Annotated in this window: 9 protein-coding genes; 6 read left to right on the plus strand and 3 right to left on the minus strand. The window is 70.6% G+C overall.

All coding sequences use genetic code 11. The annotated features are described in order from the left end of the window. Positions 1-36: 36 nt before the first annotated feature. Both grpE and dnaK read right to left on the minus strand, forming a co-directional pair. Complete coding sequence (gene grpE / locus Q8791_RS19700) at positions 37-816, minus strand: nucleotide exchange factor GrpE (RefSeq protein WP_330093223.1); 780 nt, start codon at positions 814-816, stop codon at positions 37-39. Positions 817-853: 37 nt separating this feature from the next. After that, entirely contained in the window at positions 854-2704 is a 1851-nt protein-coding gene (dnaK, locus tag Q8791_RS19705; protein WP_330093224.1) for a molecular chaperone DnaK, read from the minus strand. Between the two features lie 650 nt (positions 2705-3354). On the opposite strand from dnaK, the gene Q8791_RS19710 reads away from it, so the two are divergent. From Q8791_RS19710 to Q8791_RS19720, 3 genes are all read left to right on the plus strand, one after another. Next, positions 3355-5562: a (Fe-S)-binding protein gene (locus tag Q8791_RS19710; protein WP_330093225.1), complete on the plus strand. Its 2208-nt coding sequence runs from the start codon at positions 3355-3357 to the stop codon at positions 5560-5562. Between the two features lie 211 nt (positions 5563-5773). Further along, positions 5774-6673: a LysR family transcriptional regulator gene (locus Q8791_RS19715; RefSeq protein ID WP_330093226.1), complete on the plus strand. Its 900-nt coding sequence runs from the start codon at positions 5774-5776 to the stop codon at positions 6671-6673. Continuing rightward, the gene (locus tag Q8791_RS19720; protein ID WP_330093227.1) at positions 6670-7581 is read left to right on the plus strand and encodes a serine hydrolase; all 912 of its coding nucleotides are present in this window, start codon (positions 6670-6672) and stop codon (positions 7579-7581) included. The genes Q8791_RS19715 and Q8791_RS19720 overlap by 4 nt, the downstream gene beginning before the upstream one ends. A 9-nt stretch (positions 7582-7590) precedes the next feature. Here the strand turns inward: Q8791_RS19720 and Q8791_RS19725 are convergent, their stop codons facing one another. Next, positions 7591-8220, minus strand: a complete 630-nt coding sequence (locus Q8791_RS19725; protein WP_330093228.1) for a TetR/AcrR family transcriptional regulator — start codon at positions 8218-8220, stop codon at positions 7591-7593. A 70-nt stretch (positions 8221-8290) separates the two neighbouring features. Here Q8791_RS19725 and Q8791_RS19730 point away from each other — a divergent pair, with 70 nt between their 5' ends. The 3 genes from Q8791_RS19730 to Q8791_RS19740 all read left to right on the plus strand — a co-directional run bounded on the left by Q8791_RS19730 (position 8291) and on the right by Q8791_RS19740 (position 12180). After that, the gene (locus Q8791_RS19730) at positions 8291-9163 is read left to right on the plus strand and encodes a ketopantoate reductase family protein (RefSeq protein WP_330093229.1); all 873 of its coding nucleotides are present in this window, start codon (positions 8291-8293) and stop codon (positions 9161-9163) included. A gap of 1067 nt (positions 9164-10230) precedes the next feature. Beyond that, the gene (locus Q8791_RS19735) at positions 10231-11229 is read left to right on the plus strand and encodes an ABC transporter ATP-binding protein (protein ID WP_330093230.1); all 999 of its coding nucleotides are present in this window, start codon (positions 10231-10233) and stop codon (positions 11227-11229) included. Positions 11230-11322: 93 nt separating this feature from the next. Beyond that, positions 11323-12180, plus strand: coding sequence for an ABC transporter permease (locus tag Q8791_RS19740; protein ID WP_330093231.1), 858 nt, complete (start codon positions 11323-11325; stop codon positions 12178-12180). Positions 12181-12435: the final 255 nt, after the last annotated feature.

A 12435-nucleotide genomic window follows, 5' to 3' on the forward strand; every position in this document is an offset into this window, starting at 1 on the left:
GCGGAGGTCACGGCCGGAGCGTCACGGGCGTGCCCGCTACTTGCCGTTCTCCTCGCCACCGGGCTCGGTCGCGGCGTCGGCCCCGTCCGTTCCGGCGGCCCCGTTGCTCTCGGCGGACTCGGCGGACTCGGCCGGAGCCTCGCCACCGCCGTCGACCGGGTCCCCGACGACCACGCGGGCCGGACGGAGGATCCTCTCACCGATGCGGTACCCGGGCTGGAACACCTCGATCACCGACTGTACGGAGATGTTGGGGACCGGCACCAGGGTGAGCGCCTCGTGGATGTTCGGGTCGAACTCGTCGCCCTGGTCCGCGTAGCGCTCCAGGCCCAGCTTGGTGACGGAGGCCTCCAGGGCCTCGCCCACCGCCTTGAACCCGCCGTTGAGCTCGTCGTGGTCCCGGGCGCGGCCGATGTCGTCCAGGATCGGCAGGAGTTCACCGAGGACCTGGGCGGTGGCCACCTCGCGGACCGCCACGCGGTCGCGCTCGACGCGCTTGCGGTAGTTGGCGTACTCCGCCTGCACGCGCTTGATGTCGTTGGTCAGCTCGATGACCCGCTCGTCCGCGTTGATCGCGTCCGTGACCACGGATTCCGGCGTGTCCGGAATCTCGGGGAAGTCCTCCAGCTCGGCCTCGACGACCTCCTCCTCGGAGTCGTCCGGCTCGGCGGCCGCCTCCTCGGAGGCGGTGGCCCCCCGGGGCTCCCGGACCTCACCGGTCTCGGGATCGATCCGGCGGTTGTCGCGGATCACCGGCCCCTGCTTCTCTTCACCGTCACCGGTGTCGTGATTGTTCGTGTTGTCCGACGGCGCCATCTCCGACGTGCCCTCCTTCCTCGACTCGACCTGGGACTCAGGACTGCTGGGTGCCCTTGCCGTTGTCCTCGTCGACGATCTCGGCGTCCACGACGTCGGTGTCGTCGGGGGTGTCCGAGGCGGTCGGGCCGGCCTCGCCGTCGCCGCCCTGCTGGCCCTGGCTGTAGATCGCGGAACCGATCTTCTGGCTGGCCAGCGCGACCTTCTCGCTCGCGGAGCGGATGGTCTCGACGTCGGAGCCCTCAAGGGCGGTCTTGAGCTCGGCCACCGCGGCCTCGGTCTCGGACCGCACGTCCGCCGGGATCTTGTCCTCGTTGTCCTTGATGACCTTCTCGGTCTGGTAGACGAGGGACTCGGCGTTGTTGCGGACCTCGGCCTCCTCGCGGCGCTTGCGGTCCTCCTCGGCGTACTGCTCGGCGTCGCGGACCATCTTGTCGATGTCGTCCTTGGACATCGCGGAGCCGCCGGAGATGGTGACGGACTGCTCGCGGCCGGTGCCGAGGTCCTTCGCGGTGACGCTGACGATGCCGTTGGCGTCGATGTCGAAGGCGACCTCGATCTGCGGGACGCCGCGCGGCGCCGGGGGCAGACCGGTCAGGTCGAAGACGCCCAGCTTCTTGTTGTACTGGGCGATGTCGCGCTCGCCCTGGTACACCTGGATCTGCACGGACGGCTGGTTGTCGTCGGCCGTCGTGAAGATCTCGGAGCGCTTGGTCGGGATGGTCGTGTTCCGCTCGATGAGCTTGGTGAACACGCCGCCCTTGGTCTCGATGCCCAGCGACAGCGGGGTGACGTCCAGGAGCAGGACGTCCTTGACCTCGCCCTTGAGCACACCGGCCTGGAGCGCGGCGCCGATGGCCACGACCTCGTCCGGGTTGACGCCCTTGTTGGGCTCCTTGCCGCCGGTCATCTCCTTGACCAGGCCGGCGATGGCGGGCATACGGGTCGAGCCGCCGACCAGGACCACGTGGTCGATCTGGTCGACGCTGATGCCGGCGTCCTTGATGACCTGCTGGAACGGGGTCTTGGTCCGCTCGACCAGGTCGGAGGTCAGGCGCTGGAACTCGGCGCGGGAGAGCTTCTCGTCCAGGTGCAGCGGGCCCTCGGCCGAGGCCGTGATGTAGGGCAGGTTGATGCCCGACTCGCTGGAGCTGGACAGCTCGATCTTGGCCTTCTCCGCGGCCTCGCGCAGGCGCTGGAGCGCCATCTTGTCCTTGGACAGGTCCACGCCGTTGGAGTTCTTGAAGCGCTCGACCAGCCAGTTGACGATCGCCTGGTCCCAGTCGTCGCCGCCGAGGTGGTTGTCGCCGTTGGTCGCCTTGACCTCCACGACGCCGTCACCGACCTCCAGGAGGGAGACGTCGAAGGTGCCGCCGCCGAGGTCGTACACCAGGATGGTCGCCTCCTCCTCCTTCTCCAGGTGGTAGGCGAGGGCGGCCGAGGTCGGCTCGTTGATGATGCGCAGGACGTTGAGGCCCGCGATCGTGCCGGCCTCCTTGGTGGCCTGGCGCTGGGAGTCGCTGAAGTAGGCGGGGACGGTGATGACCGCGTCGGTCACGTCCTCGCCCAGGTAGGCCTCGGCGTCGCGCTTGAGCTTCTGGAGCACGAAGGCGCTGATCTGCTGGGGGTTGAAGGTCTTGTCGTCGATCTTCACCGTCCAGTCGGTGCCGATGTGGCGCTTCACCGAGCGGATGGTGCGGTCGACGTTGGTGACGGCCTGGCGCTTGGCCACCTCACCGACGAGAACCTCACCGTTCTTCGCGAAGGCGACGACGGACGGGGTGGTGCGGGAGCCCTCGGCGTTGGCGATGACCGTCGGCTCGCCGCCCTCCAGGACCGCGACACACGAGTTCGTCGTACCGAGGTCGATTCCGACCGCACGAGCCATGGTTGCTTCCTCCGTCAAAGTTGAGTCGTTCAGGCGTAAGTTTGCTTCGTCGAGTGGGGGCTGTCAAGTCAGTTGAGTCGACTCGACTCAAGTTACTTCCTACGCCCTGACAACGGCCGACCAGGCCGGGATGTTCCCGACCTGGGCACTCTTCACGAGGGAAATGGGCGAACCCCGGGACAACTCGGGGACTTCCTTGACCCGAAGACCAGGGGAGGTCAGGGTTCTCCGAGGGGGCCCCGGGGGTGGCCCGCGCCGGTTTTCCACAGCCCCCGGGTCCCGGTTGCCCCCGCCTCCCCATTGCCCCAACCTGGGATCGGGGTCGATCTCTGGTGGTCCCACCGATGCCCCGAGGCGCCTTCCGGTGCTCGCGGTCCGCTACATATAGGGGGACGTGCGGTGTGTCCGGGGTCGATCCGGGTGTGCTCGCGTGGTTCTGTTGCGCTGACGCCCGCCGGCGTCGGCGCGCGTGCGGAGGCCGGGTCCCGCGGCCCGCTCCGCCCGCGGCGGGGGCGGGGCGCCCGCCGGGGCCCCGCCCGGTGGTGGGGTGATCCGGTGGCGGCTGCGCGATTACCCGCTAGTAACATAAGTTCCGACCGCCGGTGTGTGGCGCACCGGCCGACGAGAAGCAGGATGGGAGGCCACGGACGATGCATCCTCTGTACTTGACGCTGGGCATCATCACCTCGGTCTTCGCCGTGGTCGCGTTCACCTTGTTCGGTCTGGCCATCCGCCAGATCGTGCGAACCGTGGGTGTGGGCCGTGCGGTGGAGCCGGAGCGCAAGGGGCCGTTCGGACAACGGTTCACCATGGCGGTCATCGAGATCCTCGGACACGGGCGCATGCTCAAGCGGCCGTGGATCGGTGTCGCGCACTGGTTCGTGATGGTCTCGTTCCCGCTGCTCGCCTTCACGGTCGTGGAGGCGCAGGGCGAGGTCTTCGACCCGCACTTCACGCTGCCGATCATCTCCGACTGGACGATCTACGGCCTGGCGATCGAGTTCATCGCCGGAACCAGCCTCGTCGGCATCCTGGGCCTGACCGCCTACCGGTTCGTCAACCGACCCTCGCGGATCGGCCGCGAGTCCCGCTTCATGTACTCCAAGCAGTGGACCGGCTACTACGTCGAGGCGTACATCATCGGTCTGCTCTTCGCGATCTTCGTGATCCGCGGGTTCAAGGTCGCCTCCGACACGTTCCCCTTCCCGGTCTGGGCCACCCCGATCTCCCACGCCGTCGGCGCGATCCTGCCCGGCGACCTCGCGGTCGCCGACCCGGGCATCGCCCTGGTCGCCGCGTTCAAGCTGGTCATCAGCTACGCGTTCTTCGTCGTGCTGGCCCTCAAGCTCACCATGGGCGTGGGCTGGCACCGCTTCATCGCCCCCGTCAACATCTACTTCAAGCGCAACGCCGACGGATCCCCGACCCTCGGCGCGGCCAAGCAGATGATGGACAAGTCCGGCACCAAGCCCCTCGACTTCGAGGAGGCCGACCCGGACGAGGACCCGTTCGGCGCGGGCAAGATCGAGGACTTCACCTGGAAGGGCCTCCTCGACTTCACCAGCTGCACCGAGTGCGGCCGCTGCCAGTCGCAGTGCCCCGCGTGGAACACCGGCAAGCCCCTCTCGCCCAAGAAGGTCATCCTCGACCTCCAGCGGCACGCCTACGAGAAGGCCCCGTACCTCCTCCAGGGCATCACCGAGGAGACCCTCGCCGAGAAGCCCGACGAGAGCCACGCCGGCGTGGACGTCCTCGCACTCCTCAACAAGCCGCTCGTCGGCACCGAGGAGGAGGGCGGCGTCATCCACCCCGACGAGCTGTGGGCCTGCACCAACTGCGGCGCCTGCGTCGAGCAGTGCCCGGTCGACATCGAGCACATCGACCACATCCTCGACATGCGCCGCTACCAGGTCATGGTCGAGTCCAACTTCCCGTCCGAGGCCAACACGCTCCTCAAGAACCTGGAGAACAAGGGCAACCCCTGGGGCATGGCCGAGGACCGGCGCATGGACTGGATCGCCGAGCTGGCCTCCCAGGAGAACCCGGTCGAGGTCCAGGTCGTCGACGACAAGCTGCCCGAGGACACCGAGTACCTGTTCTGGGTCGGCTGCGCCGGAGCGCTGGAGGACCGGGCGAAGAAGACCACCAAGGCCATCGCCGAACTGCTGGACATCGCGGGCGTCAAGTTCGCCGTCCTGGGCGGCATGGAGGCCTGCACCGGTGACCCCGCCCGCCGCCTGGGCATGGAGTACGTCTTCCAGATGCTCGCGCAGCAGAACGTGGAGACGCTCAACGAGGCCGGCGTCACCAAGATCGTGGCCAGCTGCCCGCACTGCTTCAACACCCTCGCCAACGAGTACCCGCAGCTCGGCGGGGCCTACGAGGTCATCCACCACAGCCAGCTCCTGGCCAAGCTGGTGGAGGAGGGGCAGCTCACCCCGGTCAACTCCGTGGACGAGAACATCACCTACCACGACCCCTGCTTCCTGGGACGCCACAACAAGGTGTACACGCCGCCGCGCGACATCATGGCGCAGGTTCCCGGGGTCAAGACCCAGGAGATGCACCGCCACAAGGAGCGCGGCTTCTGCTGCGGCGCCGGCGGCGCCCGCATGTGGATGGAGGAGCGGATCGGCAAGCGCATCAACACCGAGCGGGTGGACGAGGCGCTGACCACCAACCCCGACACCGTCTCCACCGCCTGCCCGTTCTGCCAGGTCATGCTCGGCGACGCGATCAACGAGAAGAAGTCGCAGGGCGAGGCCAAGGAGTCGCTGGAGGTCGTGGACGTCTCCCAGCTGCTGCTGCGTTCGGTCCGGGGCGAGGCCCCGAAGGCGGCCGAGGCCGCGGACGCCTGACCGCTGGCGCACGCGCGCCGACGCAGGGGAGGGGCCGGTCACCCGACGCGAGAACTCTCGCGACCGGTGACCGGCCCCTCCCGCGTCCGCCCGGAGTACGGGCGGGCCCGCGCCCTCCCCGGGACGGAGCACGGGAGGACGGCGTCCGCGCACCATGCACTCCTCGGCGGGAGGTCCGCCTTCCATGCCGGAGAGGCATAGGGTGACCGGCATGGATCTCGTCGGCGCCTGCAAGGCGTTCGTGAACGTGAGCGAGAGGGGCAGCTTCACCCTCGGGGCCGCCGCCGCCCGCATCCCCCAACCGGTCGCCAGCAGGCGCATCGCGGCGCTGGAGGGCCACCTGGGCGCCCGCCTGTTCGACCGCTCCACCCGCAGGGCCACCCTCACCCAGTTCGGGCGCGACATGCTGCCGTCCGCCCGCCGCCTGGTCCGGTTGGCGGAGGAGATGGAGCACGACGCCGAGCGCGCCGTCCTGCGGCCCCTCCGCCTCGCCGTGCCCGACACCTGTGCCACCCGCGACCTCGCCGAGCTCGGCGCGGAGGCCCGCAGGAAGGGCCTGAACCTGGACTTCCGCCCCGCCCCGCCCGCGGCCCGGACCGAACTCCTGGGCGCACGGGAGGTCCGCGCCGCCCTCGCGGGCACCCCGTCCGGCGAGGGCGCCTGGACGGTGCCCCTCGGGCTGGCAAGCGCCGCGGAGCCACGGGTCGGCGCCGTCCACGTGGAGACCCTCCGCGTGGACCGCGACAGGTCGGCCTCGCGGGGCCGCCGGGTCTGGATCCAGCCCGAGGACGACGTCCCGCACGTACGCGATCCCCTGAACCGTCTGCGGGACGCCGCCGGCCTGCGACCCGCCCAGGTCGCCGTGGCCGCCTCCCTGGCCTCCGCCGTCGTGGAGGTGCTGGGTTCGGACGACCTCCTGCTGTGCTCCCGCCGCCAGGCCGGCGAACTGGGGCTGCACTGGCGTCCGACCGGCGGGATCAGCCTCGCCCGCGGCTACGAGGTGGTCGCCGACACCGGTGAGGACGCCGAGCGCCTGCGCACGCTCCTGGGCCGGGAGATCGCCCGCTGTCTGGGCGCACCCGACGGAGGGGAAGAGGGGGAGACCGCGTGAGCGCCACCGGACTGGTCCGTGACCTGCGCCGCGAACTCGACGACGCGGGTCTGCGGGGGTCGTTCCTCGTCCGCGACCTCGACACGGGGGAGGAGTTGGGCATCGAACCCGAGCTGGAGTTCTCGACGGCCTCGCTCGTCAAGGTCCCGCTGGCCGTCGCCACGCTCGAACGCATCCGGGTCGGGGAGATCGACGGCTCCGAGCAGCTCCTCGTGCAGCCGGGGAGGAGCGACCTCCCGATGCACACGGGGATGAGCAGGTTCCGCCACCCCGCGAAGGTCAGCATCGAGGATCTGCTCTACCTCAGCACCTGTCTGAGCGACAACACCGCCGCCGACACCCTGTTCGAGGTGACACCGCCCGGCCGGGTCGACGCCTGGCTCCGATCCGCGGGCCTGCGCGGCATCACCGTCCGGCACAAGCTCCGCGACCTCAATCGGACGCCTGCGGACCTGCTCGGCCCCGACCACGCGCACATGGCCCACTCGCTGGCCATCGGTGAGGGCACGGCGGGTCGCGGACACCGCATCCCCCAGCTCGACGTGACCCGGGCCAGTTCCGGGTCGGCGCGGGCGTTCACCGACCTGCTGGAGGCTCTGTGGCGGCCCTCGGTGATCGACCCGGGGATCGCCGCGCGGGTGCGGGAGCTGATGCGCGGCAACGTCCTGCGCCACCGCCTGGCCCCGGACTTCACCTCCGACGTCTCCACCTGGTCGTCCAAGACCGGCACCCTGCTCAACCTGCGCCACGAGTTCGGGGTGGTCGAGCACGCCGACGGCCAGGTGTTCGCGGTGTCGGTGCTCACCGAGTCGCGGGTTCCGGCCGTCCACCAGCCGGGAGCCGAGGCGCTCATGGCCCGGGTGGCGCGTTCCCTGCGCGACCACCTCCGCGCGCACCAGGCGCGCTGACCTGGGTCGTCAGGTCCGGGTCGGTGGCGCGCTCATCGCTGCCGTGAGGAACGTGAGCGCCCATCGCCGGGCCGCTTCGCCCGCTACCGGGTACATGCAGCCGGGGGAGGGCTGCTGGTGGACCTCGAGGCGGTCGACGGCCGTCACGGCGAGGATCCCCCGCACCCGGAACCTCAGCTCCTCCGGGGAGAGGTCGGGCAGCACGCGCGTGAAGGCTGCGAGGTAGCGCTCGCGGACCGAGTCCTCGGCCGGGCCGGTCCAGCCGCGTGCCTCCTCCGCCGGGTCGCTGAGGATCGTCACGATCAGCCGGGACGTGCGGGCGCCGCCCTCGTCGCCGGCCGGCATCTCGTCGAACAGCGGCCCCGCGAACGCCTCCACCAGTTCGCCGACCGGTGGGTCGGGGGTCCGGGCGAGCAGTGCGTCGAGTCCGGCGCACTGGGCGGCGTTGATGGGCTCGATCACGCGGCGGGCGACTGCGGCCATCAGCTTCGCCTTCGAACCGAAGTGGTAGCCGACGGCGGCCAGGTTCGCTCCGGCGAGTGTGGTGATCGCGCGGACCGAGGTGCCGCGGTATCCGTGCTCGGCGAAGAGGTGCTCGGCCGCGTCGAGGATCTGGGTACTGGTGTCTGGTGTCGCCACACGAGGGACTCTACATATGTTTGAATCAAACGAACGTATGATTCAAACGAACGTGTGAAAGTGAGCTCTCATGAAGCTGCTCGTGTACGGCGCCGGAGTGTGCGGCAGCCTGTTCGCCGCCCACATGCATGAGGCCGGCCACGACGTCTCGCTCCTCGCCCGGGGCGAGCGTCTGAACGCCCTGCGCCGGCACGGAGTGCGGCTCGCCGCGGAAGACAGCCCAGCTGTCAGACGGGTGCCGGTACCGGTGGTCGAGCGCCCGGACGGCGGGTACGACCTGATCACCGTCTTCGTCCGCACCCACCAGGTGGACGCGGTGCTGGAGTCACTCTCCGGTGTCGAAGGTGACGTGCTGTTCCTGCTCAACTGGGCGGCCGGTCCGGAGGCGCTGAGCGCGGGGATCGGCCGCGAGCGGTTGCTGCTCGGCTTCCCCACGACCGGCGGCACGATGGACGGCGACGTGGTCCGCTACCGCAAGAGCACTGTCATCACCCGCCGGGTCGCGATGCCGATCGGCGAGCCCGACGGCCGTACCACCCCGCGACTGGCACGGATCGTGGAGACGTTCCGCACCGCGGGAATCAACGCCAAGGCCGAGCCGCGGATGGAGGCCTGGCTCAGGACGCACGCCGCGTTCGAGGTCCCGCTCGGGCAGGCCGTACACGCGGCGGGCGGCCCGGTGGCGCTGGCCGACGACCCGGACGCGATCCGCGGCATGCTCCACCTCATGCGGCAGAACCTCGCCGTGATGGGGACGCCGCCGGTACCTCGCGCGTTCGCCGCGTTGCGGGCTCTGCCACAAGGGCTCCTCGTGCCCGTGTTCCGGCGGTTCCTGAGGAGCCCGACGGCCGTGCACAGCGGACTCGACGACCACTCGCCTGCCGCGGCGGCCGAACTCGAGCGGCTGACCGAACAGCTCCGTGCCTCTGCGGGCGCCCGCTGAGCGACCCGGGACGGCGACGACCTCACCACGCACACCCCGTCGGCCCCCCAGTCCTCGAACCCGCCGGCTCCGCGGACGGCAACCGCCGACCTCATGACCGTGTCGGCAGCAGTGGAACGTCCGGCCTTCGCGGTCCGTGCGGGAGCCCTCCCGCTCATCCCCCGGCGTGGAGAACGCGCTGCGCACCGGCCGCCCTTCCGGGGGAAAAGGAGAGGGTGACGGGAAGGCGCCGTAAACGCCTGTGTGCCACGGTTCGGCCCCCCGGACAGAACGAAGTTATTTCGCCACATCGCCATCCTCGGGGCGGCTCCGGTGAATCCGGAACGGACGCCCAGTGGGGCCCAAAGCCGCGTTACCGTCCACCGTTTCGGCCGAGCGGTCCGAGGGTGTGCGGCCGCTGCGGCGGAGGCGGTGCAAGGGCCCTGCGGGTCCTGCGACGTCGTACCCGGTTGGGGATTCGGACTGTCCGGCCGCTCCGGAGGCCGCCGACGTGCGGTATTCACGGCGTTTCCCCGGTGGGCGTGAGGACGACCGTCTTCGGGGGAGAGTTCGTCCGGGATGCTGCTTCCCGCGAAACGAACTCCCGGGGTGCGGATTGGCGAAATGAAACTTCTTCATGAATGCGGTTCTCCCTACACGGAAGCCGGTGTTCGTGTAGAACTCTTATCGACACCACGCGCAGGTGTCGGTCCGATTCACGTGTGCGGGATCGGGCAAAACCGCCCTCGGGCGGACACGGCCGGATATGGGTCGGGAGCCTGGTCGGGGGGCCGCTCCCACAGGTCCGGCCGGACCGTCCGACGGGGAAGGGGGCCGGCCGGCGCACCGGCCGGCCCCCCACGGTCAGCGAGGACGCCCGACGCAAGTGATGAGGGGGCCGGGCGTGCTCGCTGCCACCGCGGGCCTCCCGCACGCGATCCTGGGGGAAGGGGCGTGTGCGGGCGGCCCCGTCCGACCGGGTCCGGAACGGATGACATTTGTCAGTGCGGGCGCCGGGAGATTCCACACCGGCAGCCGGTGACAACGGAGTCTGTGCCGGGGACCCGGCTCCGCGGGAACCTGGACGCATGACGACCACTGCGAACACCGCCCAGGCACACGACACCCTCCCGGACACCCCCGGGCCCGCGGTGGTCGTCCGGGACCTGCGCCAGCGCTACGGCTCCTTCGAGGCGGTCCGGGGCGTGTCCTTCGAGATCCACCCCGGAGAGCTCTTTGCCCTCCTCGGCACCAACGGTGCGGGCAAGACCACCACCATCGAGACGCTGGAGGGCTTTCGCAAGCCCAGCGCCGGCACGGTCCGGGTCTTCGGATCCGACCCCTACGGCCAGCCGTCCGGCGTCCGGGAGCGCACCAACGCGGTCCTCCAGGGCAGCGGCCTGCTGGAGGACCTGACCGTCGGCGAGACCGTCTCCCTCGCGCACGACCTCGCCGCCGACCCGCGCGACGCCGACGAGATCCTGGGCCTGGTGAACCTCCTGGACCGGCGCGGGGTCGCGGTCCGCCAGCTGTCCGGAGGCCAGAAGCGCCGGCTCGACCTCGGGCTCGCCCTCGTCACCCGGCCCGAGGTCCTGTACCTGGACGAGCCGACCACCGGCATGGACCCCGAGGCGCGCCAGGAGACCTGGCGGATCATCAGCGACCTGAAGAGGGACGGCGTCGCGATCCTCCTCACCACCCACTACCTGGAGGAGGCCGAGCGCCTCGCCGACCGTCTCGCGATCATGCACCGGGGCGAGGTGCGGATCGAGGGGACCCTGGCCGGGGTCCTCGCGGGCTGGGGCGACCGGGTGAGCTTCGTGCTCCCCGAGGACGTGCGCACCGGGGACCTGCCCCGGCTGGCCGACGCCGAGGTCGCCGTGGAGACGCGCGACCACTCCCTGTGGGCCACGTACACCGTCCTGGGCGGCGACGTCGCGGACCGGGCCCACCACGCCGTCGCCGCGCTCGTCGGGTGGGCCGCCGACAACGGGACCACGCTCAAGAACCTCCAGGTACGCGGCGCCTCCCTGGAGGACGTGTTCCTCCGGGTCGCGGACGGCGCGGCGGACCTCGTCTCGGACTGAGACCCCCGGGGGACCGGCCGACGCGCCCACCGGCCGCGCGCCGCGCACCCCCGCATCCGACATCTCCCCCCACAGACCTCTGAGGAGCACACCATGACCACACCCACCGCGGCCGCGGAGGCCACAGCGGCCCCGGGACGGCCCCGGCCCACCATCGGCTGGTTCCGGCAGGCCGTGCGCCTGACCCGGACCGAGTTCACGCTGTTCGTGCGGTACAAGACCGCGTGGATGTTCCTCGCCCTGCCGATGTTCCTGCTCGTGGTCTCCCTGGGAATGGAGTCCTACGAGGTCTTCCCCGGGGTGGACAGCACCGCGATGTCGATGGCGGGGACGCTCGGCAGCATCGGCCTGATCGTCGGCCTGGGCCACGCCTCCAACGTGTTCACGGCACGCCGTGAGGCGCTGGTGCTGAAGCGGCTCCGGGTGAGCGGAGTGCCGCAGGCGGCGATCTTCGGCGCCATCATCGGCGTGGTGGCGCTCTTCTCGCTGCTGGTCGGGGTGCTGATCACCGCCGTGACCGCCGCGTTCACGGGCTCGATGCCGCAGGACCCGTTGATGCTGATGGTGGCGGTGGTGCTGAGCACCGTGCCGATGACCCTGCTCGGCCTCCTGATCACCCCGATGGTGCGCAACGCCGAGGCCGCCCAGATGGCGGCGATGGTCCCGATGATGATCCTGCTGTTCCTGGGAGGGCTGTTCGTCCCGCTGAGCATGCTGCCGGACCCCTTGCGCGAGGTGATGATGCTGCTGCCGGTCGCACCGGTCACCCTGACGGCCCAGGCCGCCTTCACCGGCTACGACGTGTTCGGCGGATTCGAGGCCGCGACGCAGCCCGGATACCTGGGCCTGTGGGCGGCGGCGCTGCCGTCGATCGGCGTGGTGCTCGCGTGGACCGTGGTTCTCGCCCTGCTGGTGCGCAAGTTCTTCAAGTGGGACCCCCGCCAGCCGTGACCGGTGGCGGGAGCCGGGGGCCGGGGCAGCCGTGGACGGACGGCCGCCCCGGCCCCCGCGTCGGTGGGCGGGACGCTCCGGGGACGGCGCGGACGGCCCGGATGTGTGGGCGTGCGGGAGCGCGGGGCGGGGGTCCCCCCGTCCCGGAATCTCATCCGACTTCCCATTGCGAGGCTTTTTCCACCACCCTGACAGGGTGGGGTGGGTCGTACCAGGGCGTTCCCGGACCTGTGGACAACGGGGCGGGTACCTGGA

This window comes from Nocardiopsis codii, assembly GCF_036327455.1.
In the GTDB taxonomy this organism is placed as follows: domain Bacteria; phylum Actinomycetota; class Actinomycetes; order Streptosporangiales; family Streptosporangiaceae; genus Nocardiopsis; species Nocardiopsis codii.